We start from the raw sequence: 23,992 nt of genomic DNA, 5'->3' as shown, positions 1-23,992 counted from the left end.
CTGGGGTCGGTTGGTACAATGTACCAACCACTTTCCCAATTGTACCAGTTGACTATGGCCACGATCAGAGCACGGAAACGCACCGACGGCAGCACCAGTTACACGGCACAGATACGCCTGTTTCGCGATGGGGCGCAAGTTTACCAAGAGAGTCAGACCTTCGCCCGAAAACAGGCCGCACAGGCTTGGGTGCGTAAAAGAGAAACCGAACTGGACGAACCAGGTGCGATCGAGCGGGCGAACCGACCTGGTGCGACGATCAAGGAAATGATCGATCGCTACTTGGCCGAGATGACCAAGGCGCGCCCTCTCGGGAAAACGAAACTCGGCACGTTGAAGGCGATCAGCGAGTCGTACTTGGGGAAACTGAACGACAGAGATATAAGTAGCCAGCACCTGGTTGAGTATGCGCTATGGCGCATGGGCAAGGAGGGTGGGGGCGTTCAGCCTCAGACCGCTGGCAACGATCTCGCACACCTTGGCGCTGTTCTCTCGATCGCTCGGCCAGCTTGGGGTTATGAGGTGGATCCGCATGCAATGGCGGATGCGCGCCGAGTATTAAAAAAGCTCGGTTACAACATGAAAAGCCGCGAACGCGATCGCCGGCCCACCCTGGACGAACTCGACAAGCTGCTTACACACTTCCTGGATATCCAAACCCGTCGTCCAACTTCTATCAACATGCTTAAACTGACCGGCTTCGCGTTGTTCTCCACGCGTAGGCAAGAAGAGATTACCCGGATCCGCTGGGAGGATTTGGACGACGTTGGCCAGCGGGTTCTGGTTCGTGACATGAAGAACCCTGGGCAAAAAATCGGTAACGACGTCTGGTGTCATTTGCCGCCAGAAGCATGGGCGATCCTTCAGACCATGCCCAAGGTGTTGCCTGAGATTTTTCCTTACAGCGCTGAATCCGTGTCGACGTCCTGGACAAGGGCCTGCAAAATCCTGGGCATTGAAGATCTGCACTTTCACGATCTGCGACACGAAGGCGTCAGTCGTCTTTTTGAAATGGATTGGGATATTCCGCGGGTGGCGAGCGTGTCGGGCCATCGAGATTGGAACTCAATGCGCCGTTATACCCACTTGCGCGGGCGAGGGGATGCTTATGCAACTTGGGAATGGTTCGAGCGCATCCTGCAGGCGCCCGTAAAGCTGGGCGCCAAAACGTTGAAGTGAATTAGCTGCTGCGCGGCGCGCTATTCAGTTGATTACTCTCTTTGACTGCAGCAGCGCGCTGTTCATCCAGATAGGCCGACAGGTCTGCAATATGAACACCTTTCGCACTTTTCTGGCTCGGCTCCATGCGAGTAATCGGGAGCTTTATCTGCCCGGCACCAACTTTGCGTTGAAACATATCCGTTGTCAGGTGCGTGAAATAGTCCTGGCACACTCGATCCAGGGGAATTACCACTTGGCCATTGTATTGAGCCATCAGTACAAAAAGCGTTTTCATAGTGCGATACCTTCGAGTGAGTAAGTTCGATCAATTGGGGGGCGGTCTGCTGTCGATTTGCCTGCCAGTAGTTGAGCTACAACAGCGAACTCTGTCGTATCGATGTCGCCCAACTCTTTGGCGAAAGTGGTAAGGCATTCAAGCCGGATCCTCGCTGCTTCAGTTTTCCGTACTCGATATTCAAACAGCGCTGTACCTACGATTCTGATAGCCATCAGATGCCGTTCGTGCGGTCACTGTTGTTGAGTGTGTTAGCCTTTGGATCACTGCTGCTTTGGTGCCTTGCTTCCATGGTGTAGCCCTCAGTGGTGGTTGATGTCGGGGAGCTGCAACTCCTCGACATCGCTTCTCATCCGTCAGTCTCGACGGGCCAGGTGAATAACCAGGTCAGCGTAATTCGGGTCTTCCTCGGTGCAGGATTGCCATTCAAGTACGCTCAAGATCTGCTGCGGGCTGCACGACTCCACCAGGATTTCGCGCTGGCCACCTGCAGCACGAACTTCAAGAATCTGCAGCAGCCCGTCCTCGCCGTAAGCCCCGGCTTGAATCACCGGCTGGCTCTTCCCCAGCGCATTCAGGCGATCGATGATCTCCTGCAGCTTGTTCGTGTTGCCGTCGCCGGCATTACCCATAAAGACTTGGATTTGCATCGGTGTAGCCTCCTTTTCACGCTTTGAAGATCCAGCACTTGACCGTTGTGGGACGGCCCGGCGCCAGGGGGGTTCTGCTGTTCATCGCTGCGCGGACTGCGCTGTGTACGGCTTTATTTGCCTCCAGAAACTTGTGCGAGCGGGACTCTTTCAACAGGTCGCGCAGGGTGGCGACGTCGGCCAGCTTCTGTTTGTGTTCGGCAGCTCGTTCGCTGAACTCATTGAGGTTGATCGCAATCACGTTCGGGTCGCTGCTGTGATCGACTAAGGGGTCATCATTGAGCGATTCGAGGTAGTCGTAGACCTCCCAGAATTCGGCAACGGCCGGGTGGTCGGAGCTGATTGAGGCTTGACGCTCGATTGCCATACGGACGATCTGCCGCTGGGTCGCTGCTACCTGAGGCTCGTCCAGTTTCAGAACCAGGCGCAGCGCATCGAGCAGCGAAAGCAGCTGCGCGTGGTTCTTACTGATCCGCTCCACACGGATGTATCCGCGCAGGTCGGATCCGCAGCTGCGGCAATTACCTTGTTCGCTTGGGAACTCGGTTCCGCAGTCGAAGCAGTGGGTGTGAAGACGGCGCAGCTTGGATTCGTATTCAGGCATGCGCTGGGCGAAAAGCTCGAGGACGGCCGATTCTTTACCGACGGCCCGAATCAAGAAGTGGCTGAGCGTGCCGCCGTCCAAAGCGTTCAGCTTGTCCGCTGCAGCGCGGCTTTGCGGCGTCACTGTCGGCCGGATGAAGTGCAGCTTCACGATCCGGGTCATGATCGCCTCATGGGCGACCACGGCCGCGTTCTGGCTGATGGCGATCGTGCCGCGAAACGGTGGTTCGTAGGTTTCGTTGCCGGCAGTCTTCACACCCTTGGTGGCCAAGGTGCCGCCGCCGTAGTAATCCTTTAGCTCGTCCCATTCGAAGGTTTTGGCGTGAGAGCGATCCTCGCTGTGCCGATCGGCTTCGAGGAATACGACCGGCATACCTGCGACTTGCCCCATCAACCGCGAACGGCCGGCTTTCGTCGATTTCATCGGGTCGAAGCCTTCGTACCCCTCGCGGCCGAGCAGTTTCCACAGCAGGTTAAGCAAGGTGGTTTTGCCGGCGCCGGCCTCGCCGGTGGCTTCCAGAAATGGGAAGGACTGATAGCGCGCCCGGATCTGCTCGCAGAACAGCGAACCGAAGAAGAACACCAGTGCGACCAGGCCCTGGGCGCCGAAGCATGTCCACAGCAGCTGCAGCCACTGCTCGTTAAAGTCCTTGCCGTCACGCTGTAGCTTGATCGGCACGCCTTTCTGCAGCGATTTCAGCCGAAGTTTTCCGAACTCGAAATAGTCCTCGCTGTTGATTTTGTAGATCGTGCCATCCTTGATGGCGAGATCCCCAAAAACGTAGCAGCCGTATTCCTTGCTGTAGCCCACGTAGTCGATCGTGGATACGGTTTTGATGCCGAAAAGCTGATCCTTCATCAACTTGTCGAGCTGCTGGCCGCTACCGGTGTACATGGCACCGGCAGCCATCCCGAGCAGACGTTTTTTGAACTCGCTGGCGGCTGACAGCTGACCGCTGGTGAAGGTGTTCTTCACGCTTTCTGAGTCGTGAGGGAAGTCCACGCGCACGTAGTACCAGGATTCGTCGGTGACTTCGTTGCGTTGAAAGTACAGCGCCTGTGGGTAGCAGTTAGCGATCTCGACCACGCTGCCGGACTGCTGCAGAGCTTTCTCGCGCTGTTGGGATTGGTTGAGTAGTTGGTCGTCGTGGTTTTCGCTGTCCTCGATGTCCTGCATCGCCCGGTTGAATTTTTCCATGTCCAACTTGAACCAGTAGAGGCGGCTACCGAAGCCGAGGTGAAATTCCCCGCGCTTGTTCCAGTCATACATCAGCAACGCTTTCTCGGCGGCGCTCTCGGCAAGCAGCAGCGCACCCAGATGACGCGTCTGTTTCAGGTCAGCGGCAATCTGGTCGGCTCGCTCGCTTTCGTTGTCAATGAAGCCCCAGCGTTGATGTAGGTCGTTCCAGTCGGTCTTCCGACCGTCACGCAGAGGGATCTGCGCGGCCTCACAGACGAACCCCAGCGCTCGCGCCTGCTTGGCCCAGCGTTTGGTGTAGGTATGTGCACCTGGTTCGTTATCCAACGCCCAGACCAGCTTCGGCAGCTTCCCCTCACGGTCACGAACGAGCGCCCGTAGGGATTCCTCCGGGAACGCATTCGAAGACATGGCGGATACGGCTGCGATTTCGTTATGCACCAAAGCGATCGCGTCGAAGATGCCTTCCACTATCCAGATTTCTTTGGCTTCTAGCAGATCGACGCAGGGCGGGCACCACCAGACGCCGCGATAGCTGTCCTTGGATTTGAAGCGAGCCTTCATCTTTCCAAAACGGTGAGGTCGGTCGATCAGCCTTTCCCACCAACCGCCTTTCTCCAAGGCAAAGCGCACGGTAGCGCTGCCAGCATTGTGTTCGGCCGAGTAATAGCTTTCCTGTGTGAACCATCCCTGGATCAGCTCTAAACGAAAACCTCGGGCAAACTCCAGATAGGCGCGGGCGGTGGCGTTGGGGTGTTGATCTGTCGCCGGCGCTCGCTTGCTCCAGTCTTCAAACAGGTCTTCGTACAGTTCCTTTACATGCAGGGTGTGAGCGCATTTTTCAGGTCTGCCACAGATCACCAACCAAGGAGCGTCAAAACGGGTGTACAGCGTCTTCTGCCGGCATTTCGGACAGGTGCCGCCGCGCATGTAGTCGGTGTTTGCCCGGTGCTTGAGACCGTAATCGCTTGTCAGGCGCTCGATCACGTCGCTACGCAGTTTCTCTTTCATCGTTACTTCACTTTCTTAAGGCAGAGGGAGAGGGCGCCGATCAGGTGTTTCTGGGCGGCCATCACAGGGCAGTTAGCGAGGATTGATCCGTGACGCAGGCCTTCGGGAATGAATCGGTATTGGTCTGCGTACCAAAGGTCGTTGAGGCTGAGACGGTACTGTTCGCGCAGGTTTGCCAAGAGCGCCTGAGCCTGTTCCGGCGGTAGCTTTGCGTGGATGTTCAGGGCGTTTTCCATCGTCAAACCTCAATTTCGGACGCAGCTCACCCAAACCCACGGGAATGGGGGATCGGGAGGATTTGTTGGTTGTGTGTTACGGAGTGGTGACGCGGAAACGCCCGTTGTCCGGTGCGTTCAGAATGCGTTCATAGATCAGGCTGACGGGGACGGCCCAAACCTCACCGGTGCCTGTGTCAGTGATAACTGTGTGTGTCGCCGTGCTGGTCAGTACGTCCAGGCGCTGCCGATCGCTTGCGGCAGATAAATCGCTGTAGGCCAGGTGAACCATTTTTTCGGCTGTCGGAGCCAGTACGTCGAAGTCGGATACCAAATGTTGAACGGCGCGTTTGACCAATTGCTGATCGTCGCTCAAGTGTTCGCACCGGTGCCGTTCTAGGAACAGCGACGCCGCGGCTTTGAGCATGTCCTGATATTCCTGTACTGCAGGTAGATTGTTCATTGGGTTTTCCCCGCACGGTAAAGAGCGATGGCTGCAAGCACTTCGGCGTGTCGTGCAGCTACATGGAGGTTGTGGGCGTCTAGGATCAGCTCGGCTTCTTCTTCGCTGATCGAGCCGTCTTCAAGCGCCTTGGCGATCGCCTGGTCAACACAACCGCGCTTTGCTGCTACCTGCACCGACCGAGCGTAAAGCTCGACGTTGTCCAAGGTCTCAGGATCAGCAACCGGCACAAACAGCCCGCCATACATCGACGCGACGTAGTTGGGGAAATGGTGGGTGCCGCAATCTTGCTCCAGCATGAAAACTTGCGTGTCAGTAAGGGGGCTACAGCCGGCGTTTTCGTAGGCATGGTTGTCGAACTTTTTAAGCTTCAGTCCCAAGCGTGCGGCAGCGGCCTCACGTCCTCCGGTATAGCTGCGGATGATCTCGCTCATGACTTCTTTGCGAGTGTCTAGGATCGGGCTTTTCATCTTCTACTTTTCCCTGTTGAGCGCCGCTATTACTGTTCGATCACGCCGTCTTTAATCCCTAGCAACACAGCGGCGCGATGTGCCTCCCCCCGGCGACCTTTGATCCGACCGTTCAATAGGTCGCTGACTAAATTTTTGTTCAGTCCGTGTTTGCGACTGAACTCCGCAATGCTTACTCCTTTTCGATCAAGCGCCGCCCGGGCTTGCTCGTGCGTAACGGTGGCGGGCATAGTGCTCCCCTTGTTTGTTTCTGTTTGTTTGCGTTTGTCTGTGGTGATTCTTGGTCAAAAAAATGATCAAGTCAATGGTGGTGAATAAAAAAATGCTCATAGCGGATCGAGTGGGTGAACGCCTCAGGGAAGAGCGCGAGCGCTTGGGGTTAAATCAAACTGATTTCGGTGTGCTGCTTGGCGTCAGCCGGGGCACACAAAAGAACTACGAATTGGGAGCGAACTCTCTCGATCTACGATACGTCACGGCTCTTGAAGAACGTGGCGTTGATGCTGCTTATGTGCTGACCGGTCGGCGATCCACTCCTCTGGGTCAACTTTTTAGCGCAGCAGAAGAAGAGTTGATAAACCAGTTCAGAACCATCTCGGATGAGGATCAAAAAGCGATCCGTCGTTTCCTTGAGGCCATGGCTGACGACGCCGTGAGGCGTCGGTCTTAATTCACGAAAATCCATACATCATTGGGAAAGCTCCCATTCCAATGATTTTTGCCACGCCCCATAAAGTCCGTTCAGCAATGCACTTTATGGAGTAGTTAGCATGTTGGATCGCAAGAAGAACGATCAAATCAACCTCGAGCACGTCGGGTCGGAAACAACCGTACTCACAGACATCGAGCGTCGACTGATCGATCTGTATCGTCGGCTGAGTCGCGTTGAACAGCAGCAGATTCGTCGCGTGGCTGAGATACTGGCAATCAACCCAAAGGAGAAAGTAGGGGGCTGAACGTCATTCTTTGAATGATCCCGATCGCCGACGCTGTAGCGTTGGCGGTTTGTACCTACGCCACCGCCTGCGACCCTAATTGCTCGAACAGCTCCCGCTGCTTCGCCCTGGGCAACTCGCGAAACCGATCGATCAACATGCGTTCGAAGGTCTGCGAAGACGGACTGAGCGTGTGTGAGAACGTCAGGTTCGACACCCACGTATGCCCGCACCTTGCATCCAGGCATTGGCAATACAGCTTCACGAACTCCGTTGTTACCTCTTCCCGTGAAGCAATTCGGCCCTTGTGGCCGCACTTGCATACAACTCTCATAGTGTCCCTCCCCAGGGGCAACTGATCGCCACCATATTGCCACATTTTGTAGTGGTATTCGCTCCGAAAGGTCTCTCATGCAGTTATATCCACTGCATCTTGAACAGGCTTCCAGCTAAAGCGCCTGTCTTCGCGTAACCGGTGATTTAGCTGATCGAACAGCTGGCAAATCGGTCGAATCTCGTTACTGGTGTACACGCGATCGATCTTTTCAATGTCGCCAAACCCGCCGGTGTTCTCCGGGATGATGCCGGCCAGCGCGGGGTTCATCCGCCAGGCCGCGATGACATCGTTACGGGTGATGTTCTTCACTTTCTCCAGCTCGTCTTTCGCCTGGAAGTCACCCACGGGGATGATCTGAATCGCGTTCTCTTTGCCGTTGGGGATGTTGACGAACATTGAGCGGAAGTTGCCCACACCTTTGCTGGCGCTGATTTGGGCGCGCAGCTCGTCTTCGTCCTCTTCGGTTAGGTCGGGGTCATTGGTGTAGAAGATGTAGCCGGCGTGCGCGCCGTTGCTGTAGTAGCGCCGGCGGAAGAGGGTCGCAGCCTCATTCAGCAGCAATGCCTGCAAGCCGCCCAAGTAGTCCGGAATGCCGTAAATGTTCTGTTCCACGTCGTAGTCCAGGACATGGGAAATTTCGTGCGCCTCGAATTCCATTTCCTTGTTGTCGGGCAGCAGCATCACATACCCGCCGTCGACCTTGACGCGCATGTTGATAGCCGGCAGGTGCTGCAGCTCCAGCACCTGGCCGAACGCATTGGTGTCGTTGTAGAAGTAGGCTTCGCCAAACACCATGTAGTCCAGCCCGGCACGGCCCATCGTCTCTGTGCTGCAGCCTGCTGAGGCGATGAACTCACGCAGCAACAGGTTGCGCTTGAACTTCGGAATGGCGCCGTGGTGCGCGTTGGCGCGCAGCAGCTTGGCCAGCCCAGCCCTCGACACCGGCGGCTTGTAGATCTTGCCGTCGTCGCTGGGGAACACGCCCACGTACTCGCCGATGTTGCCGGACAGCACTTGTTCCGGCTCCCCGAACGTAAACGAGCGCATCGGCTGTTGCTGTGGTTGGGCTGCGGGGTGCTTTCTGCGTTTGCGGTTGGCCATGGCTGCTCTGGTTACTCGTGACGTAGCGGCTACGGCGCCGCTTGTTGGTGTTCAAAGGTTCGTTGGACAGGGCGTGCATCACCGCCCAGGCAATGTCGGCGTGACCGGTGGCTTCGGTACGGGATGCGCTGTAGGTGATCTGGCCGCTGTTGGTAGCGCCGCGCTTGATGGTCAGGAACGCCTGGGCGATATCTGTCCATCCTGCGTCCCACTCGATGCGACTGCCTTGGATCGTGTCCTGGGCTTTCAGTACCAGGGCGTTTTTCGCTTCCAGGCTGTAGTGAATCGGTGTCGCCTTTGCGTAGAAGTCGCGCACCAGGTCGAACACGCCGTACCCCACGCCGGTGACATCGATGCCGATGTGCTGCACATTGAAGCGCTCGGTCAGCTTCTTGACCTGAGCGGCCTGGTAGGTAAACGAATGGCCCCGCCAGCTGTGCTTCTCCAGGATCCGGAACTTCGCCCCGGGTTCGAGAGGTGGCGCGATGACCACACAGGTGGCGTCGTCGCGCGTGCGACTCGGGTCGTACCCCAGCCAGACTGGGCTGTTGCCGAACGGACGATCCAGATCCGGGTTGTAGTCCTCCCACAACGACAGATCCGAGTAGCAGCGCTCCAGATCCTTGAGACTGAACGCGCTTTGGGTGCTGTCGATGAACTTGCAGTAGAACAGCTGCTGAAACTTGTCCTCGTCGTACTCCAGTTGCAGCTGCTCCAGGTCGAACAGATCGCAGCCGCCGGCGATCGCATCGTCCAGGGTGATCGTTTTTCGCCACTGGCCGTCCGGACACAGCGCGCCCTGTGTATAGGCCGTTTCGCTCGGCCACACACCGCCGGCCTTCTTGCCGCGCTTGCTGTTGCGGAACTCTTCGCCCGACCAGAACGGATACGCCTGGTGCGACACGGCGCTGGGCGTCGAGAAATAGGTTTTGCGCCACTTCTTGTGGGTGCCCATGGCGCTGGCCACGGTGCTGAGTTTTTCGAAGTCGCGAATCCAGAAATATTCGTCCACGTAGACGTGGCCGTGGTAGCCCTGGGCGGTGCTGCTGTTGGTGCTGAGAAAGCGCAGCTCGGCGCCGTTGCTCAGGGTGATCGGGTTACCGGTCAGCTCAATATCAAACCATTGCTTGGCGAACTGGATGATGTAGCTGCGGAAGATTTCGGACTGCGATCGGCTGGCTGATAGGAACACCTGGTTATCACCGCTCAACACGGCGTCCATGAACGCTTCGCCGGCGAAGTAGTAGGTCAGGCCGACCTGACGGCTTTTGAGGATGTTCCGCACACGGCGGGTCAGTGGGTTCTGTTTCGCCTCGAACAGTTCTCTCTGGTAGCCGTACATTTTCGAGATGAACTTATCCAGGAAGTCCACTTCGGTCAGGCCGCTGATGTCGTTCTTTGCCTTCTTTTCGCGCTTCTTGCCGCCGCCTTCGCCACGCTCACGGCGTTGACCAAGCTGACGTTCGCGAGGCTCGTCCGGACGATCTGTTGCCGCCGCCGGCGCAGCTTTGGCCGCGAGCTTTTTCAGTCGCTCAAGCAGGCTTGTCAGCCGCTCCAGTTCGTCCAGTTCGGCTTTCGTCAGCGGCTCAATCTTCTCTAGAATCAGGGTGATTCGTCGGTTGACGGCGCTCAACGGTTCTTCATCCGTAAGCATCTCGTCCCAGCCGCCCTGGCGGATCCAGTAGTAGACGATACGGATATTTGGCAGCTTCAAATGCGCCTGGATTTCCTTTACCGAACAGCGGCGCAGGTAGAGGCGTTTTGCAGCTTCTTTGACTTCGGTCGGGTAGTTCATGGGCCGCAGTCTATGCGGCGAAAACGCCGGAAACGCGGGGTTAAATCCCATCATTCGCCTATATCCGGAAAATAGGAGATCGCCGAAAACCAACCGTTTGTTTGGGGCAAATCGGCTCCCTATCGTGGCGGCTCATTCAATGATTGAGCGCAGTCAACGACCATGCCCCGTTCCCTTGTCTCCTACTGGAAACGTGTTGCCACCAGCGGCCCGACCGTCGATGGCCGCGAGATCCTGCCCCAGGAACTGCGCGACATCGCCGAGACCTACACACCTGCCAAATACACGGCGGTGATCTGGTGCGACCACGAACGCTGGCCGGGTTCCCACGGCACCGTTTTTGCCGTGCGTTTGGTTGAAGAGGGCGAGGATCTGGAGCCAGGCCAGATCGCGCTGGAAGCTCAGCTGAAACCGAACGATCGCCTTCTGTACCTCAACGACCAGGGCCAGAAGCTGTTCAGCAGCATTGAAATCACCCCGAATTTCGCCGGCAGCGGAAAGGCCTATCTGACTGGCCTGGCGGTGACTGATTCGCCGGCGAGCCTCGGCACGCAAGAGCTGTATTTCTCCAATCGCACCAGCCGCGCCGCGTACTACGCCGCCTCGCAAGAACTCGGCCCCCTGCGCGAAACCGAGCCGCAGGGCGAGATCGGGCGCCTTGCCGCCATGTTCACCCGCCTGTTCAAGCGTTTCGGCATTGAAGACACGCCCACCGAAACCACCCCGCAAACCCCAACCGAGAGCAAACCCCCAATGGATGAAGCTACCGCAACGGCTTTGAAAGCCCTGCTGGCCCAGCTGCTGGTCGTCGCTGCCGGCATTCAGGCCGTGATTGAGCCTGCCGCCGAAGACGCACCAGAACCCGATCAAGCCCCGATCGATGACGTCAGCACGGCTGTCGACGAGATCGTCACCACTGCCGAGGAACAGCGCGAATTCAAGCGCAACGGCGGCGGCAACAAGGCAGTGCTTGCAGCGCTGACCAGCCTCCAGAAGCAGTTCACCGCGCTGCAGAACACCTCCACCGGACGTCAGTTGCCGCGCAATTCCGGCCCGACTGACAAAACCAAAGCGCGGGTGCTCTGACCATGGCCCGTTCCCTGAGCGCGTACGGCGCCAAGATGTACGCCGAAATGCAGCTGGCGATTGCCGAAACCTACGGTGTCGAGCTGGCCAGCAAGATGTTCTCCGTTGAACCGTCGATCGCCCAGGAGCTGAACGACGCGATTACCGCCAAAGCGGACTTCCTGCAGCGCATCAACGTCATTCCGGTGACCGAGATCAAGGGCGAGAAGGTGTTTATTGGCGTGTCCGGCCCGGTGACTGGCCGCACCAACACCAAGACCACCGATCGCGTGGCGAAAGATGCTTCGGCACTGGAAAACAGCACCTACGAGCTTTCCTCGACCGAATCGGATGTGGGCCTGCCTTACGCGAAGATTGATGCCTGGGCCAAGTTTCCGGACTTCCATCAACGCTACTCGGCTGCGGTGCAGAAACAGATCGCCCTGGATCGCATCATGGTCGGTTTCCACGGTGTGAAGGCGGCTGCGCAGACCGACATCGAAGCCTATCCGATGCTGCAGGACGTGAACAAAGGCTGGCTGCAGCAACTGCGCGAGCAGGCGCCGCAACAGGTTCTCAAGGAAGGCAATACACCTGGCAAGGTCACCATGGGGCCGGGTGGTGATTACGAGAACCTGGACGCCCTGGTGCATGACACCAAGCAAATGGTGGACGAGCGTCTGCGCGACAGCGGCGACCTGGTGGCGATCATCGGCACCGACCTGCTGGCCGCTGACAAGGCCAAGCTGTATGCCAAGCAGGGCGACACCCCAACCGAGAAAGAGCGCATCGAGGACGCCCAGGTGATCGCCACCTACGGCGGTCTGCCGAGCTTTAGCGTTCCGTTCTTCCCGGTCAACGGTGTGCTGGTCACCAGTTGGGACAACCTGTCGATTTACTTCCAGGACTCCAGCTGGCGCAAGCAAACCGTGGACAACCCGAAACGTTCCCGCGTCGAGGATTACAACAGCCGCAACGAGGGCTACGTGATCGAGCAGCTGGAAAAGATCGCGCTGACCGAAAACGTGGAGCTGGTGAAGTGAGCCTGGCCCTTGCCCACAAGCGCCGCATTTTGGCTCAGGGAACTGCTGCAGTGATCGCTGCTGCAGCGGCACCGCTGGCGTATTCGCCGGCGGAAGCCCTGAGCAGCCCAGCCAACGCAAAAAAACACCTGCTGCTGATGCAAGCCTCGCTGGATGAAGACCTGAAGCGCTTGAGCGATTTAAAGAACTTGGCGAGCAAACAAACGCTTAAGCGAACTGAGTTGCTGCCCAAGTATCAGGATTTCATCCAGCGCTACATGGATTCGGGCCTGGTGATGCAGAACCCCGTCCTGGTGCAGGTGATGGTCTGGCTGTTCGACACCGAGCAGTTCGAAGACGGTCTGGAACTGGCGGACTTCGCGATCGAGCAGGGCCAGGAAATGCCGGAGCGCTTCAAGCGCAACGTGCAGACGTTCGTAGCGGACGCGGTGATCGAATGGGCTTTCCGTGAATACAACGCCCAGCGCAGCCCGGAACCGTACCTGTCCGACCTGCTGCCGCGTGTCGACGGCGAATGGGATCTGCCCGAACAGATCCCGAGCAAGTACCACAAGTTGATCGGCATGCGCGCCATGGAGGCCGAGCAGTGGGAAACCGCGCTCAAGCACCTGGAACGATCCACTGAGCTGCACGCCAAGGCCGGCAACGAGACACGCATTGCGAAGTGCCGTAAGGCGATCGCCAAACAAACACCCGCCGTCACCGGCGCCCAATAACCGACTACCCCCCCAGCGGGGAACTGTGGACGTGTGTCTGCCATTTATGGACAGCCCCACGAAAAACAGCCTCCCCGCCCTAATTCGAGCGGTCAGCAATGAGCTTTTCCGGGAAACCCACCACTGTTGTGGAACAGGCGATCGAGAACGACGGCTTTTGGCCGAACCTCTCCGTGGCCGAGTTCCAGAAGGGCTACCGCCTGCCGGCGGAGTTCCTGGGCGACCTGCTGACCGACGCTTTGTTTATCGCGATGGCCGAGGTCAATACCGACCTGGCCAAGCTCAAAACCAGCTGGCTTGCAGCGGGCATCGTTGCCGTGGAAACAGCCGATCCGATGCTGCTGCCTGAGCGTGCTTTCAAAGCCCGGCTGTACAAGCGCGCCGTGTATTGCCGCGCCAAGGCCAGCGCCCTGCAGCAGTTCGCCACCGTGACCCGCCGCGAGAGCGCCGAGAACACCGGCAAGGAAGCGCCGGAGCGTGAAGACACGTTTCTGGCATTCAGTCAGCAGGCTGTGCGCGCCTTGCAGGGCCGTGGCCGCATCACGGCGAAGTTGCTATGACCAAGCTTCAGGCGTTGACCGCCTACCTGCTGGAGCGCCGCCTGGTCGAGCCTGAACAGCTCGACAGCTGGACGGAGCAGGTCAAGCTGTCGCTGATCTGGAAACCCGACGTCGACGGCATGCACTTTGCCGACATGCACTATCGCGCCGTGATTGTCCTGGAGCGTTTCGCCGCCAATCCGGCCCGCATGATGGCCCTGGTGGGCAGTTGGCTGGAGACTCACGACGCCGATCGCGACCGCCACGAACTGCCGGCGCCGGAATTCGCCGTGGAGCCCCTGGACAGCGATCTGTTCGACGTGGAAGTCACGCTGGAATTCGTCGAGCCGCAGTATCTCTCCGAAGAACCGGACGGCGAGATCCAAGCCTTCGGCAAGACCTGGGCGTTCATCCCGTTTGACCTGTGGGTCGCTGAGCGCGGCGAGGTGGCCACCAGTGGCGGGGCGTAGCACGTTCGAACTCGATGTGCGCGGACGCCTGGGTGTACACGAGCAATTGGCCTTGCTGAGCCTGCCGCCGCAGTTGCGCCGGCGGTTGTTGAACCAAGTGACCAAGCGCGTGCGGACGATGAGCCGCAAACGTCAGCGCGCCCAGCAGAACGTGGACGGTTCGGCGTTCGCCCCGCGCCAGGGCGAGAGCAAGGGCAAAAAGAAGATGGAAGCCGGCCTGGCCAAGCTGATGGTGGTCACCCGCGTGACCGCTGACGAAGCAGAACTGGGCTGGAAAAACGCCCTGACCCGATGGGTCGCCGCCCAGCAGCACTATGGCGTCAGCGAACGCCGCACCGCCGCGCAGATGCGTCGCTGGAACAAAACCCCGCCTGGCCTGGCTGCCACCGAGAAACAGGCCAAACGTCTGCGCCGGTTGGGTTTTCGCGTGCGTCAGGCCGGCAAAAAGACCCTGACCAGGCCGTCAGTGGCGTGGATTCAAGAACATGTGAACTACGCCAAGGCGGGCTTGTTGATTCGCATCCTGGACGACCAGCGCAGCGAGTCTTCGGGCGCGCAGAGCTGGGAAATCACGCTGCCCAAACGCCAGTTCATCGGCGCCGAAACCGAACGCGACACCAACCTGCTGATTAACCAGGTGTTGCAACAAATCCTAACTTCACCCCGCTAACGAGGCACTGCATGGCACTCGGTCAAGTCACCGTCGACAATCTCAATCTGGGCCAGGGGCCAGTGAGCGAGATTGAGCGTTACTTTCTTTTCATCGGCCCCGCCGGCAAGAACGTCGGGCAGATCCTGCCGCTGAACATGGACAGCGACCTGGACGTCCAACTGGGCGTCCCGGCCAGCGACCTGAAAACCCAAATCACCGCCGCCCAGCTCAATGGTGGCCAACGCTGGGCGTGCGTGGCGGCTCCGATCGGCGCCGAGGGCGATTGGGCCAGCGCTTTGGAAAAGGCCCAGCAACAGGGCTACTCCGTCGAAGCCGTGGTGATTACCAACCCGGTTACCACTGCCGCCGAATTGTCGGCCATGCATGACGCGGCGATCGCGCTGAACAACACCTACGGGCGCCGCGTGTTCTTCATGGCATCCGTGCCTGGCATCACCGCCGAACAGACCTGGGCGCAGTACGTCAGCGAGCGTAAAGGGCTGCTGGCCAATCTGGCAGCGCCGCGTGTGCTGGTCGTGCCGCAATTGCATGGCAATGACCTGGGCGTGCTGGCCGGTCGCTTGGCCAACGCTTCTGTGAGCATCGCTGACAGCCCCATGCGTGTGACCACCGGTGCCGTGCTGGGCCTCGGCCCTGTGCCGGTCGACGGCGACAAAGTCCCACTGACCTCGGCGGTGCGCAGCGAACTGGATCGGGCGCGCTACTCGGTTTCCCAGACCTATCCCGATTACCCGGGCGTGTACTGGGGCGACGGCAACATGCTGGACACCGCCGGCAGTGACTTTCAGGTCGTGGAATACCTGCGCATCACCGACAAGGCCGCTCGCCAGATCCGCCCGCTGCTGATTCGCCGCGTAGCCGATCGCCGTTTGAACAACACCCCCAACAGCATGGCCGTCAACACCAACCAGTTGATGGCGCCGCTGCGAGCCATGGCCAAGTCCACCACGTTTGCGGGTCAGGTGTTCCCGGGCGACATCGAGCCGCCGAAGGACGGCGACCTGGTGCTGACCTGGGAGACGAAAACCAAGGTCGCGGCCTACATCAAGCTCAAGCCCCACAACTGCCCGAAAGACCTGACCGCAAACATCGCGTTGGATCTTTCCACCGACAAACAGGAGTAACGCCCCATGGCGAAGATTGGCGGCAAGAACTTTGACGTGAGCCTGGGCGATATCGCACTGCACGTCGAAAGCTGCACTTTGGATATCACCGACAACTCGGCAGTGGCCCAAACCCGGGGCGTGCCAGACGGCACCGTGGACGGTGACGTGGCCGCTGCCGGCGAATTCGAGCTGGATACCACCAACTTCAATCTGCTGATCGACGCGGCGCGCTCGGCGGGCAGCTTCCGAGGCCTCAAACCCTTCGATGCGGTGTTCTTCGCCAAGGCCGGCGAAGACGAGGAACTGCGGGTGGAAGCCTTCGGCTGCAAGGTGAAGCTGTCCAGCCTTCTGGCGATCGATCCGAAGGGCGGCGAGAAGTCCAAACACAAGGTTCCGTTCGACGTCACCAGCCCGGATTTCATCCACATCAATGGCGTGCCGTACCTGGCTGCGACCGAGATCGAGGGGCTGCGCTGATGGTGGACTGGTTCGACCGTGCCCAGGATCTGGAGCAGCGCCAACGTGACCAGGCGATCAAAGCCCAGCTGAGCAAGCCTGTGCCGGTCGGGCCGAGCCTGACCCATTGCCAGGACTGCGACAAACCTATTCCGCCGGCGCGCCAGGCGCATGGCGGTATCACCCGGTGTGTCCCGTGCCAAACGGACGTTGAGAAGAGCAACCGCCGATGACCAATGAAACCGCACGTCTGGGAACGCTGGAGCGGCAAATCGCCGTGATCGAGCACCGCATGAACGAGTTTGAAGATCGGCACGACACCGTGCCCACTCGCGTGACCAAGCTTGAGCAGCAATTCGAAAACATGACTGGCCAGCTCAAGGAACTGAACAAGGGGCAGCAGGCGTTGACCCTTGCGGTCAACGTGATCGGCTCGAAGGTCGGGCGCTTGCTGACCATCCTGACTCTGGTTGGCGCTGTGCTGCAGATGGTCGTGCCGGCACTGTTGCGTGTGTGGTTCCCATGAGCCTGCGCGGACGTATCACCGCCGGTTTGATCGCGCTGGCCAGCGCCCCGTTGGTGATCTTCCTGGGCACCTGGGAAGGCAACGGCCAGAACACCGTTTACGCGGACAAGCTCGCTGGGGGACTTCCCACGGTTTGCAAAGGCATCACCCGGTTTACCAGCCCGTACCCGGTCGTCGTCGGCGACTACTGGTCGCCCGCCAAATGCGCCGAGGTGGAGCAGCTGGTGATCCGCAAAACGCAGCTGCAGCTCGCCGAGTGCATCACGAACCCGAACGTGGGCCAGAACCCGTTCGACGCACTGACCAGCCACGCCCACAACTTCGGCGTAAGCAGCACCTGCGCCAGTCGAGCGGTCGCGCTTATCAACGCTGGTCGCATTGCCGAAGGCTGCAAAGCCCTGGCATGGGCGCCGGACGGCAAGACGCCGGTATGGGCCTTTGTGACTGACCCCAATGGCCAAAAGCGCTTTGTGCCGGGCCTGCACAACCGCCGGCTGGCCGAATCCCGGCTGTGTGCGGAGGGCTTGTGATGCTGCGCGAAGCCTTGTTCCTGGTCGTGCTGTGCCTGGTTGCCTGGATCGGTTTCGACGTGCTCGAAGGCCAGCGCGACGAAGCCAGGCGCGAGCGCGACAGTGCGAAATGGGAGGCCAGCGGCCTGCGCGAAGCGGCACGCATCAGCGGCGAAATGCTCGCCGAGCGGGACGCGATTGACCAACGAAACACCAAGGAATTGACCCATGCCCGCACTGAAAACGAACGCCTACGCCGCGCTGTTGATGATGGGACTCGGCGGCTGCGGATCCGCGCCACCTGTCCCACCTCCGGATCTTTGCCCACCGCCACCGGCCCCGGCCGCGTGGCTGATGCAGGAACCGCCGAACTCGCAGCAGACGCTCGACCGGATTATCACACCCTCCGAGATCAGCACGCCTTAAGCCGGCAAATGATTCTCGGACTTCAGCAATACGCCCTAGGCGTCTGCCGGCGATCGCCGGCGCACCAGGGCACCCATTTCCCCAACCTCAACAAGAGCGATACCCCATGAGCCAGCAAAACACCGAAATCACCCTGGAAGTCGGCGAACAGGAATTCACTTTCAACCTGACCCCGGCCGACGTGACCAAATACTTCAACGCCCTGACCCAGACCAACAAGGTCGCCCCGGGCAATAACCTGCTGATGACCACCGTGCTGCAGGATCAAAAGCCTGCTTTGAAAGCCCTGCTAGGCAACCCGGTGATGGTGATGCAGCTGGCCGGCGCGCTGCTGGAGGAATACGCACCCAACGTTGAGGTGATCGTAAAAAAGCGCTCGAGCACGCTGAGCGCCTGAGTGAAAACGGCCTGGGCCAGCTGATGGCCCTGACGAACCGCTGGCTTCCTGGTGCCGAACCCACGCCCGAGGCGATGGGGACTGCCAAGTGGCTGGAGGACGAACACTGGAGACGCATGGAGTTTGCCGTGGCTAGCGGCATCGCCCTTGCGCTGAACGGGTAACGACATTGGCAGACCGTAGCGCCAGCCTGGCTTTCATCCTGAGCCTGACCGATAAGGTCACCGCGCCCCTGGGCAAGGTGAAAATGGGCTTTTCCGAGCTTGCCGATCAGAGCGAAAAGCACATCAAGACGATCGGCCTGGGCTTGGGCGGGCTGACGGCGGGCGTGGTCGCCATTCGCGAATCCATGGAACCGGCGTTGGAGGTCAATCGTGCCCTGGGCGACGTGCGCTCGCTGGGCGTGGCTGAAGATGCGCTGTCGGCGCTCAACGCCAAGTCGCTGGAATTCGCCGTGAACTACGGGGAGAACGCCAAGGATTTCGTGGCGTCCGCGTACCTGATCGAGGGCGCTATCAAGGGGCTTGCCGGCAACCAGCTGGCGACCTTTACCAACACCAGCAACCTGTTGGCCAAGGCCACCAAATCCGACGCCGAAACCATGGGCGAATACGTCGGCACGCTCTACAACCTGCAGAAGTCCCAGGCCGATGCGATGGGGAAGGGCGCGTGGGTGGAAAAACTCGGCGGTCAGACGGCGCTGGCGGTGCAACTGTTCCGCACCAGCGGCGCGGCCATGAAAGACGCCTTCAAGGAAGCCGGAGCGATCGCCACGACGTCCGGCGTCGACCTGGCTGAACAGATGGCGGTGATCGGCACGCTCAGCAGCACCATGGAAGGCGGCGACGCCGGCGGACGCTACAAGGCGTTTTTCGAGAACATCGGCGCCGCCTCGGAAAAGCTGGGCATGAAGTTCACCGACCAGCAGGGAAAGATGCTGCCGATGATGACTATCCTGGACAAGCTCCAGGGCAAGTTCGGTGACCTGACCAGTGCGTCGGCGGGTGCCAAGCTGATGGAGGCTTTCGGCGGCGAAGGCGCCCAGGTGATCGGCGCGCTGGCCAAGGATACCGATCGGCTACGCAACGGCATCGAGCAGCTGGGCAAGGTGCGCGGATTGGAGAACGCTGAGCAGATGGCGCGGGCCATGGTCGATCCGTGGCAGCAGTGGGCGTCCCTGGTCGAAGTCATGCGCGTGGTGTTCGGCCAGGTGCTGATCCCGGTGCTGTCGCCGTTCATGGCCAAGATGGTCGACATCGGTAAAACGCTGGTGCGCTGGTCGCAGCTGTTCCCCAACATCACCCGCGTGGTTGGCATCACTGCGCTGTCGATCATGGGCATCGTCGCCGCCATGTCAGCCTTGACCATGGTGGTGGGCATCGCGCGGATGACGTGGCTGGGCATGCTCACCGTCTGGAAACTCTTCCAATTGATGGGCCTGCGCACGGTCGCGATGTTCATCCTGCAGAAACTAGCGATCCTGGCTTACATCGTGGTGATTCACACGCTGAGCGCCGTTCTGGCGGTCATTCGTGGCGCCATGCTGCTGTGGCAGGGGGCGATCTGGCTCGTCAACGCGGCGCTGCTGGCCAACCCTGTGGTGTGGATCGTGGTCGGCATCGTCGCCCTGGTCGCTGCGATCGCAGCAGCGGTCTACTACTGGGACGAATGGACGACGGCCCTGATGAATACCGCCGCGTTCCAAGCCGTTGCCGAGACATTCCAGAAGCTGTCCGACTGGTTCAACTCCATGGGCGGCTGGTCAGGCATTGCCAAGGCCGCGTGGGACAGCATCGTCGGTATTTTCACGAAGGCCGTAAACGGCGTGATCGAGCTGCTGAACAGCATCCCGGGCGTGAACATCGAGGCACGTTTCGGCGGTATGCCCGAAGTGCCAGGCGTCGACGCGGCCACCAGCGCTTCCGATACCGCCAACGCCGCGCAGAAAGCCCAGCAGACCATCAATGCGGCCATTCCCAGCCTGTCGCCGGCACGCCCGTCTGCAGTGCCGCCGGGTGGCCTGCTGACCAGTATTCAGAACACCAACAGCAGCCAGAACAAGGGCACGCATGTGGAAAACGTGAACATCCACACCGGCAAGCAGATGACGCCGCTGGAGATGGAAAACATGGTCGCGATGGCGGTGGGCGGATGAGCGAATACGTGGATTTGCTGATCGCCGACAACGACCTGGCGCTCGATCCTTCGAACCAGCCCAGGCTGATTGATGACCGCGCCTGCATCGCCCAGGACATCGCCCACATGATCCGCGACAGCGGCCTGCTGGTGACGCTGGTGGCCGAGCGGGACCGCCTGCGCCAACGCGATTGCATCCAGCAGATGGAACTGCTGGTGGAAGACGACGTGCGTCTGGTGCCGGGTACGGCGCGCATCACCGAGCAGGCGCCAGGCGTGTACCTGGTCACCGCGAAAACCATCAAATTCGGATCGATCGAGGTAAGTCTGTGAGCGTCGATTTCAAAAAGTTGATTGCCGATACTGGCATCCCGACCACCGAAGCAGGCTTGAAGGCTGCTTGGGAAAAAGAGGTGGAAGCCCAGGGCGCGAAAGTCGCCAACACCAGTAGTTATTCGCCGTTCTGGCGGGTGATGACCGCGCTAGTCACCAAGCCGGTGTTGTGGTTGTTGGACTTCCTGTGCTTGACCGTGCTGCCCAATTTCTTCGTGAAAACGGCGGTCGATGCCTGGCTGGACACGCTCGCATGGGCGGTCAACGTCGAGCGCAAAGGCGCGACCAAGGCGAAGGGCAAATTGCTGTTTACCCGGGCCATTCCGGACGGTGTGCTAGAGCTGGAAAAGGGCATCGTGGTGCAGTCTGCCGCGATCAACGGGAACGTCTACAAACTGGTGACGACGGCGCCGGCGACGTTCCAGCAGGGCCAGCTGCAGCTGGACGTTCCTGTCGAGGCGATCGAAGCCGGCAGTGGTTTTAACTTGGCGCCGGGTTATTACGCGATCCTGCCGGCGCCGATCCCTGGCATCGTGCAGGTGGTCAACAAAGATGGGTGGCTGGATTCACCAGGCGCAGATCCGGAACCCAACGAGCAGCTGCGCCTGCGCGTGCGCAACCAGTTTTCGGCGGTCAACCAGTGGCACACCGACGCGGTCTATCGCGCCATGATTTCCGCCTTTCCCGGCGTGCGCCCTGACGGCGTGTACTTCGAACACGGCGCCCCGCGTGGCCCCGGCAGCGCTAACGCCTACATCCTGTTTGATGCAGGTGTGCCGGCGGCGACGTACCTGGAGCAAATCAACGCGCATATCCGCGACCAGGGAAATCACGGCCACGGCGACGACTTGCTGGCCATGGTCATGCCTGAAACGCCGACCAACCTTGTGGTGAACGTCTGGCCGTTCGCCAACCAGACCGCCGCGCAGATCGCCGAACTCAAGCAAGAGGTTGAACTGTTTGTGCGGGCCGCGTATCGCGAAAGCACGCCCCGGGACTACCAACCCACCCTGACCTATCCGCAATCAAGGTTCAGTACCAGCCGCTTGGGTGAGGAATTACACCGGCAGTTTCCCGGTATCGAAGCGGTGAAGTTCACGCCCATGGTCGACGTGGTCAACGGCCTGTCGATTCCCCGGCTGGAGAACCTGACGGTGAACATCAAGTGATAAATCTCAAGTTGCCGTTTTGGCTCGCCGGCACCGAGCTGTCGAAACTGACCACTGCCGCACAGTCCTGGTGGGAAGCCGTCACCGGCTGGCTTCGCTGGCCTTACTCGCAGATCGATCCCGACACCTGCCACCTGAGCATCCTTGAGCTGTGGGCCTGGCAGCGCGACGTGACGCGCTTCACTGGCGAGCCGGAATCGCTGTTCCGCTTGCGGGTGAAATTCGCCTTCATCAACTCGGTCGACGCCGGCAGCACCGCCGGCATGAAGCGCATTTTCGAGCGCCTGGGCGTCGGCTATGTCGAGATCGAGGAACGCCAGCCCGACCGCGATTGGGACGTGGTGCTGCTGAAATTCAGCAACGCGCAGCTGTCGCTCAATCCTGAACTGCTGCGCGTGCTGATCCAGCAATACGGTCGGACGTGCCGGCGCTACGACTTCGTGACCATCACCCCCGTGGGCCTTCAAGTGGGCCTTATCGATTTCAACGACGACCAGCAAACGCTGGTCGCCAGCCTGTAGGAGCGCACTGTGAGCGCCAGTATTACGTTGGCCGGTGAAGGCCAGATCGCCCTGAAGCAAAGCCAGAAAAAGCCCCTGGTCATCACGAAATTTATCTTTGCCAACGTGCCCGGGTTGAACCCCGAAGCCCCGGTGGATCGTGCCGCCGGCAAACCCCCGGCAGGGCAGATCGTTCAGACCTATGACATTCCCAAGGAAAACGCCGGCTTCGTGAATCCCAACCAGGTCGTGTACAGCGCCCAGCTGGGTTCCGACATTGGCGATTGGGACTTCAACTGGGTCGGCCTTGAGGATGAGGACGGCCTGCTGTTCGCGGTGTCCTATGTGCCGCTGCAGCAGAAACGCAAGAACATCCCGCCGCTGCAGATCGGCAACAACGTCACCCGCAACTTTCTGGTGGCCTTCGACGGCGCCCAGGCGCTGACCGGTGTCACGATCGATGCCAGCACCTGGCAGCACGATTTTACGGTGCGTCTGGCCGGCATCGATGAGCGCGAGCGTCTGAGCAATCGTGAAATGTACGGTCGGGCCTGTTTCTTCGGTAACTCGCTGGCATTCGCAAAGAGCGAAAACGGGTTCCAGTTGAATGCCGGTACGGCGTACATCGAAGGCATTCGGGTGTTCATGTCGAAGCCTTGGCCATTCACTGGTGTTATTCCCGTTGGAACTATCACCCTCGACGTGTGCCTGGAACGACAGTTGAACGATCGGGTGGCGACGTGGAAGGTCGTCTATGGAGAAAGGGGCGATTACACCGACGCGGCAGGTATCCGTCACTACTGTGTGCCGATCGTCTATTTCGCCTCTGCGACAGAAATCTACGATGCGCGCCCAGCGGAACCGATCGCCGGTGCGCTTATGCAGCATTTCGCAGCGCGCAATGGTGACTACCCAAATTTACGTGCAAGAGCCACAACGAAAGTTGACGTCGGACTGGGCAACCTACCCAACGCAATCAGCGACGATCCTGCCACCAACAGCAGTCAGATCATTGCGTCGACGGCCGCGTTGAACAAGCTGCAGAAACAGGTCGGCGACTCAATGACCGGCATGGTCGCCGCGTTCGCCATGAATAGCCCGCCGGCAGGGTGGTTGGCGTGTAACGGTGCCGCGATTTCTCGCACGGCGTTCGCCGGTTTGTTTGCACGGATCGCCACACACTACGGCGCAGGCGACGGAACAACCACGTTCAACTTGCCCGATATGCGCGGTCTGTTCCCTCGCGGCTGGGACGACGGGCGCGGCCTCGATCCTGGTCGGGCGTTCGGTGTCTATCAGGACATGATGATCCATTCCCACGCGCACACCGCCTCTGCTGCAGCGGTGGGTGACCACCTTCACGCCGCCTGGACGGATGCCCAGGGCAACCACGTTCACCGAACATGGACTGACGCTCAGGGCGCACACAATCACTCGGCGCCCAGCTCGCCGGGTATTGGCCAAGGTGCTGGTGGTCTCAACTCGGTACAACAATCGGGTGGCGCACACGAAACGTCCTGGGCGGGCGCGCACGCACACAACATCGGAATGGATGCCGCCGGCCACCACGCGCACAACGTCGGCGTAGGCGGGGGCGGCGCGCACACCCACGGCGTCACCGTCGCCGCCGCCGGTGGCACTGAAACCCGGCCTAGGAACTTGGCCCTTTTCTACTGCATCAAGTATTGAGATCG

31 protein-coding genes are annotated in these 23,992 nt (G+C 59.8%); 21 read left to right on the top strand and 10 right to left on the bottom strand.

The genetic code is table 11. The features are described from left to right. Window positions 1-54: 54 nt before the first annotated feature. Window positions 55-1,179, top strand: coding sequence for a site-specific integrase (locus GTQ41_RS17765; protein ID WP_047293249.1), 1,125 nt, complete (start codon window positions 55-57; stop codon window positions 1,177-1,179). A gap of 1 nt (window position 1,180) precedes the next feature. On the opposite strand, the gene GTQ41_RS17760 is transcribed toward GTQ41_RS17765, so the two are convergent. The 7 genes from GTQ41_RS17760 to GTQ41_RS17730 form a co-directional block, all read right to left on the bottom strand. After that, window positions 1,181-1,456, bottom strand: coding sequence for a pyocin activator PrtN family protein (locus tag GTQ41_RS17760; RefSeq protein WP_025111104.1), 276 nt, complete (start codon window positions 1,454-1,456; stop codon window positions 1,181-1,183). A gap of 356 nt (window positions 1,457-1,812) precedes the next feature. Then, window positions 1,813-2,106 carry a hypothetical protein gene (locus tag GTQ41_RS17755; RefSeq protein ID WP_041074629.1) on the bottom strand — a complete coding sequence of 98 codons (294 nt, stop codon included), beginning with the start codon at window positions 2,104-2,106 and terminating at the stop codon, window positions 1,813-1,815. Window positions 2,107-2,122: 16 nt separating this feature from the next. Continuing rightward, the gene (locus GTQ41_RS17750) at window positions 2,123-4,918 is read right to left on the bottom strand and encodes a toprim domain-containing protein (protein WP_047293112.1); all 2,796 of its coding nucleotides are present in this window, start codon (window positions 4,916-4,918) and stop codon (window positions 2,123-2,125) included. Window positions 4,919-4,920: 2 nt separating this feature from the next. Further along, the gene (locus GTQ41_RS17745; protein WP_047293115.1) at window positions 4,921-5,154 is read right to left on the bottom strand and encodes a hypothetical protein; all 234 of its coding nucleotides are present in this window, start codon (window positions 5,152-5,154) and stop codon (window positions 4,921-4,923) included. Window positions 5,155-5,230: 76 nt separating this feature from the next. Beyond that, the gene (locus GTQ41_RS17740) at window positions 5,231-5,596 is read right to left on the bottom strand and encodes a hypothetical protein (protein ID WP_047293116.1); all 366 of its coding nucleotides are present in this window, start codon (window positions 5,594-5,596) and stop codon (window positions 5,231-5,233) included. Next, the gene (locus GTQ41_RS17735) at window positions 5,593-6,066 is read right to left on the bottom strand and encodes a YmfL family putative regulatory protein (protein ID WP_047293118.1); all 474 of its coding nucleotides are present in this window, start codon (window positions 6,064-6,066) and stop codon (window positions 5,593-5,595) included. Before GTQ41_RS17735 ends, GTQ41_RS17740 begins: the two co-directional genes overlap by 4 nt. A gap of 29 nt (window positions 6,067-6,095) precedes the next feature. Continuing rightward, complete coding sequence (locus tag GTQ41_RS17730) at window positions 6,096-6,296, bottom strand: DNA-binding protein (RefSeq protein ID WP_041074619.1); 201 nt, start codon at window positions 6,294-6,296, stop codon at window positions 6,096-6,098. 92 nt (window positions 6,297-6,388) lie between these two features. On the opposite strand from GTQ41_RS17730, the gene GTQ41_RS17725 reads away from it, so the two are divergent. Both GTQ41_RS17725 and GTQ41_RS17720 read left to right on the top strand, forming a co-directional pair. Further along, window positions 6,389-6,736 carry a helix-turn-helix domain-containing protein gene (locus GTQ41_RS17725; protein WP_047293250.1) on the top strand — a complete coding sequence of 116 codons (348 nt, stop codon included), beginning with the start codon at window positions 6,389-6,391 and terminating at the stop codon, window positions 6,734-6,736. Window positions 6,737-6,836: 100 nt separating this feature from the next. After that, entirely contained in the window at window positions 6,837-7,022 is a 186-nt protein-coding gene (locus GTQ41_RS17720; RefSeq protein ID WP_047293121.1) for a hypothetical protein, read from the top strand. A 55-nt stretch (window positions 7,023-7,077) separates the two neighbouring features. Here GTQ41_RS17720 and GTQ41_RS17715 read toward each other — a convergent pair whose 3' ends face one another. The 3 genes from GTQ41_RS17715 to GTQ41_RS17705 form a co-directional block, all read right to left on the bottom strand. Further along, a complete protein-coding gene (locus GTQ41_RS17715; protein ID WP_047293252.1) occupies window positions 7,078-7,335 on the bottom strand; it encodes an ogr/Delta-like zinc finger family protein in 258 nt (85 codons plus the stop codon). A 75-nt stretch (window positions 7,336-7,410) separates the two neighbouring features. Further along, on the bottom strand, window positions 7,411-8,280 hold the full coding sequence (locus GTQ41_RS17710; protein ID WP_047293254.1) for a phage portal protein: 870 nt from the start codon (window positions 8,278-8,280) through the stop codon (window positions 7,411-7,413). Continuing rightward, window positions 8,192-10,234 carry a terminase family protein gene (locus tag GTQ41_RS17705; RefSeq protein ID WP_047293122.1) on the bottom strand — a complete coding sequence of 681 codons (2,043 nt, stop codon included), beginning with the start codon at window positions 10,232-10,234 and terminating at the stop codon, window positions 8,192-8,194. Before GTQ41_RS17705 ends, GTQ41_RS17710 begins: the two co-directional genes overlap by 89 nt. Window positions 10,235-10,396: 162 nt before the next feature. On the opposite strand from GTQ41_RS17705, the gene GTQ41_RS17700 reads away from it, so the two are divergent. The 18 genes from GTQ41_RS17700 (at window position 10,397) to GTQ41_RS17615 (ending at window position 23,987) form a co-directional block, all read left to right on the top strand. Continuing rightward, entirely contained in the window at window positions 10,397-11,320 is a 924-nt protein-coding gene (locus GTQ41_RS17700; RefSeq protein ID WP_047293123.1) for a GPO family capsid scaffolding protein, read from the top strand. A gap of 2 nt (window positions 11,321-11,322) precedes the next feature. Further along, window positions 11,323-12,342, top strand: a complete 1,020-nt coding sequence (locus GTQ41_RS17695) for a phage major capsid protein, P2 family (protein WP_047293124.1) — start codon at window positions 11,323-11,325, stop codon at window positions 12,340-12,342. Continuing rightward, window positions 12,339-13,058 carry a phage terminase small subunit gene (gene gpM, locus GTQ41_RS17690; RefSeq protein WP_047293126.1) on the top strand — a complete coding sequence of 240 codons (720 nt, stop codon included), beginning with the start codon at window positions 12,339-12,341 and terminating at the stop codon, window positions 13,056-13,058. Before GTQ41_RS17695 ends, gpM begins: the two co-directional genes overlap by 4 nt. Before the next feature lie 98 nt (window positions 13,059-13,156). Continuing rightward, window positions 13,157-13,618, top strand: coding sequence for a head completion/stabilization protein (locus GTQ41_RS17685; RefSeq protein ID WP_047293128.1), 462 nt, complete (start codon window positions 13,157-13,159; stop codon window positions 13,616-13,618). After that, a complete protein-coding gene (locus GTQ41_RS17680; RefSeq protein ID WP_047293131.1) occupies window positions 13,615-14,067 on the top strand; it encodes a phage tail protein in 453 nt (150 codons plus the stop codon). The genes GTQ41_RS17685 and GTQ41_RS17680 overlap by 4 nt, the downstream gene beginning before the upstream one ends. Further along, a complete protein-coding gene (locus tag GTQ41_RS17675; protein ID WP_047293133.1) occupies window positions 14,054-14,737 on the top strand; it encodes a phage virion morphogenesis protein in 684 nt (227 codons plus the stop codon). The genes GTQ41_RS17680 and GTQ41_RS17675 overlap by 14 nt, the downstream gene beginning before the upstream one ends. 11 nt (window positions 14,738-14,748) lie before the next feature. Further along, entirely contained in the window at window positions 14,749-15,864 is a 1,116-nt protein-coding gene (locus GTQ41_RS17670) for a DUF2586 domain-containing protein (RefSeq protein WP_217325334.1), read from the top strand. A 6-nt stretch (window positions 15,865-15,870) separates the two neighbouring features. Further along, window positions 15,871-16,323: a phage protein gene (locus GTQ41_RS17665; protein WP_025111123.1), complete on the top strand. Its 453-nt coding sequence runs from the start codon at window positions 15,871-15,873 to the stop codon at window positions 16,321-16,323. After that, window positions 16,323-16,535 carry a TraR/DksA C4-type zinc finger protein gene (locus tag GTQ41_RS17660; protein WP_047293138.1) on the top strand — a complete coding sequence of 71 codons (213 nt, stop codon included), beginning with the start codon at window positions 16,323-16,325 and terminating at the stop codon, window positions 16,533-16,535. Before GTQ41_RS17665 ends, GTQ41_RS17660 begins: the two co-directional genes overlap by 1 nt. Beyond that, on the top strand, window positions 16,532-16,828 hold the full coding sequence (locus tag GTQ41_RS17655; protein WP_047293140.1) for a hypothetical protein: 297 nt from the start codon (window positions 16,532-16,534) through the stop codon (window positions 16,826-16,828). The genes GTQ41_RS17660 and GTQ41_RS17655 overlap by 4 nt, the downstream gene beginning before the upstream one ends. Beyond that, window positions 16,825-17,358, top strand: coding sequence for a lysozyme (locus GTQ41_RS17650; RefSeq protein WP_047293142.1), 534 nt, complete (start codon window positions 16,825-16,827; stop codon window positions 17,356-17,358). Before GTQ41_RS17655 ends, GTQ41_RS17650 begins: the two co-directional genes overlap by 4 nt. After that, window positions 17,358-17,873, top strand: coding sequence for a lysis protein (locus tag GTQ41_RS17645; RefSeq protein WP_047293144.1), 516 nt, complete (start codon window positions 17,358-17,360; stop codon window positions 17,871-17,873). Before GTQ41_RS17650 ends, GTQ41_RS17645 begins: the two co-directional genes overlap by 1 nt. Then, window positions 17,870-18,160, top strand: a complete 291-nt coding sequence (locus tag GTQ41_RS17640) for a putative phage tail assembly chaperone (protein WP_047293147.1) — start codon at window positions 17,870-17,872, stop codon at window positions 18,158-18,160. Before GTQ41_RS17645 ends, GTQ41_RS17640 begins: the two co-directional genes overlap by 4 nt. 169 nt (window positions 18,161-18,329) lie before the next feature. Further along, window positions 18,330-20,315, top strand: a complete 1,986-nt coding sequence (locus GTQ41_RS17635; protein ID WP_047293151.1) for a phage tail tape measure protein — start codon at window positions 18,330-18,332, stop codon at window positions 20,313-20,315. Beyond that, window positions 20,312-20,629 carry a DUF2590 family protein gene (locus tag GTQ41_RS17630; RefSeq protein ID WP_047293153.1) on the top strand — a complete coding sequence of 106 codons (318 nt, stop codon included), beginning with the start codon at window positions 20,312-20,314 and terminating at the stop codon, window positions 20,627-20,629. The genes GTQ41_RS17635 and GTQ41_RS17630 overlap by 4 nt, the downstream gene beginning before the upstream one ends. Beyond that, a complete protein-coding gene (locus GTQ41_RS17625) occupies window positions 20,626-21,798 on the top strand; it encodes a baseplate J/gp47 family protein (RefSeq protein WP_047293155.1) in 1,173 nt (390 codons plus the stop codon). Before GTQ41_RS17630 ends, GTQ41_RS17625 begins: the two co-directional genes overlap by 4 nt. After that, complete coding sequence (locus GTQ41_RS17620; RefSeq protein ID WP_047293157.1) at window positions 21,795-22,319, top strand: phage tail protein; 525 nt, start codon at window positions 21,795-21,797, stop codon at window positions 22,317-22,319. Before GTQ41_RS17625 ends, GTQ41_RS17620 begins: the two co-directional genes overlap by 4 nt. A gap of 9 nt (window positions 22,320-22,328) precedes the next feature. Next, complete coding sequence (locus GTQ41_RS17615; protein ID WP_047293159.1) at window positions 22,329-23,987, top strand: phage tail protein; 1,659 nt, start codon at window positions 22,329-22,331, stop codon at window positions 23,985-23,987. Window positions 23,988-23,992 lie beyond the last annotated feature (5 nt).

It is taken from the genome of Pseudomonas sp. AN-B15, assembly GCF_019056475.1.
GTDB lineage: Bacteria > Pseudomonadota > Gammaproteobacteria > Pseudomonadales > Pseudomonadaceae > Aquipseudomonas > Aquipseudomonas parakoreensis.
This window is presented reverse-complemented; position numbering and strand designations above follow the sequence as displayed.

What these genes read in the sequence shown, in the direction of transcription:
- GTQ41_RS17685 (WP_047293128.1), top strand. Translation starts at nt 13,157, where the DNA reads ATGAGCTTTTCCGGGAAACCCACCACTGTTGTGGAACAGGCGATCGAG.
- GTQ41_RS17735 (WP_047293118.1), bottom strand. Translation starts at nt 6,066, where the DNA reads ATGAAAAGCCCGATCCTAGACACTCGCAAAGAAGTCATGAGCGAGATC.
- GTQ41_RS17720 (WP_047293121.1), top strand. Translation starts at nt 6,837, where the DNA reads ATGTTGGATCGCAAGAAGAACGATCAAATCAACCTCGAGCACGTCGGG.
- GTQ41_RS17740 (WP_047293116.1), bottom strand. Translation starts at nt 5,596, where the DNA reads ATGAACAATCTACCTGCAGTACAGGAATATCAGGACATGCTCAAAGCC.
- GTQ41_RS17655 (WP_047293140.1), top strand. Translation starts at nt 16,532, where the DNA reads ATGACCAATGAAACCGCACGTCTGGGAACGCTGGAGCGGCAAATCGCC.
- GTQ41_RS17705 (WP_047293122.1), bottom strand. Translation starts at nt 10,234, where the DNA reads ATGAACTACCCGACCGAAGTCAAAGAAGCTGCAAAACGCCTCTACCTG.
- GTQ41_RS17750 (WP_047293112.1), bottom strand. Translation starts at nt 4,918, where the DNA reads ATGAAAGAGAAACTGCGTAGCGACGTGATCGAGCGCCTGACAAGCGAT.
- GTQ41_RS17755 (WP_041074629.1), bottom strand. Translation starts at nt 2,106, where the DNA reads ATGCAAATCCAAGTCTTTATGGGTAATGCCGGCGACGGCAACACGAAC.
- GTQ41_RS17630 (WP_047293153.1), top strand. Translation starts at nt 20,312, where the DNA reads ATGAGCGAATACGTGGATTTGCTGATCGCCGACAACGACCTGGCGCTC.
- GTQ41_RS17640 (WP_047293147.1), top strand. Translation starts at nt 17,870, where the DNA reads ATGAGCCAGCAAAACACCGAAATCACCCTGGAAGTCGGCGAACAGGAA.
- GTQ41_RS17660 (WP_047293138.1), top strand. Translation starts at nt 16,323, where the DNA reads ATGGTGGACTGGTTCGACCGTGCCCAGGATCTGGAGCAGCGCCAACGT.
- GTQ41_RS17715 (WP_047293252.1), bottom strand. Translation starts at nt 7,335, where the DNA reads ATGAGAGTTGTATGCAAGTGCGGCCACAAGGGCCGAATTGCTTCACGG.
- GTQ41_RS17645 (WP_047293144.1), top strand. Translation starts at nt 17,358, where the DNA reads ATGCTGCGCGAAGCCTTGTTCCTGGTCGTGCTGTGCCTGGTTGCCTGG.
- GTQ41_RS17765 (WP_047293249.1), top strand. Translation starts at nt 55, where the DNA reads ATGGCCACGATCAGAGCACGGAAACGCACCGACGGCAGCACCAGTTAC.
- GTQ41_RS17680 (WP_047293131.1), top strand. Translation starts at nt 13,615, where the DNA reads ATGACCAAGCTTCAGGCGTTGACCGCCTACCTGCTGGAGCGCCGCCTG.
- GTQ41_RS17665 (WP_025111123.1), top strand. Translation starts at nt 15,871, where the DNA reads ATGGCGAAGATTGGCGGCAAGAACTTTGACGTGAGCCTGGGCGATATC.
- GTQ41_RS17695 (WP_047293124.1), top strand. Translation starts at nt 11,323, where the DNA reads ATGGCCCGTTCCCTGAGCGCGTACGGCGCCAAGATGTACGCCGAAATG.
- GTQ41_RS17670 (WP_217325334.1), top strand. Translation starts at nt 14,749, where the DNA reads ATGGCACTCGGTCAAGTCACCGTCGACAATCTCAATCTGGGCCAGGGG.
- GTQ41_RS17650 (WP_047293142.1), top strand. Translation starts at nt 16,825, where the DNA reads ATGAGCCTGCGCGGACGTATCACCGCCGGTTTGATCGCGCTGGCCAGC.
- GTQ41_RS17745 (WP_047293115.1), bottom strand. Translation starts at nt 5,154, where the DNA reads ATGGAAAACGCCCTGAACATCCACGCAAAGCTACCGCCGGAACAGGCT.
- GTQ41_RS17730 (WP_041074619.1), bottom strand. Translation starts at nt 6,296, where the DNA reads ATGCCCGCCACCGTTACGCACGAGCAAGCCCGGGCGGCGCTTGATCGA.
- GTQ41_RS17700 (WP_047293123.1), top strand. Translation starts at nt 10,397, where the DNA reads ATGCCCCGTTCCCTTGTCTCCTACTGGAAACGTGTTGCCACCAGCGGC.
- GTQ41_RS17725 (WP_047293250.1), top strand. Translation starts at nt 6,389, where the DNA reads ATGCTCATAGCGGATCGAGTGGGTGAACGCCTCAGGGAAGAGCGCGAG.
- GTQ41_RS17760 (WP_025111104.1), bottom strand. Translation starts at nt 1,456, where the DNA reads ATGAAAACGCTTTTTGTACTGATGGCTCAATACAATGGCCAAGTGGTA.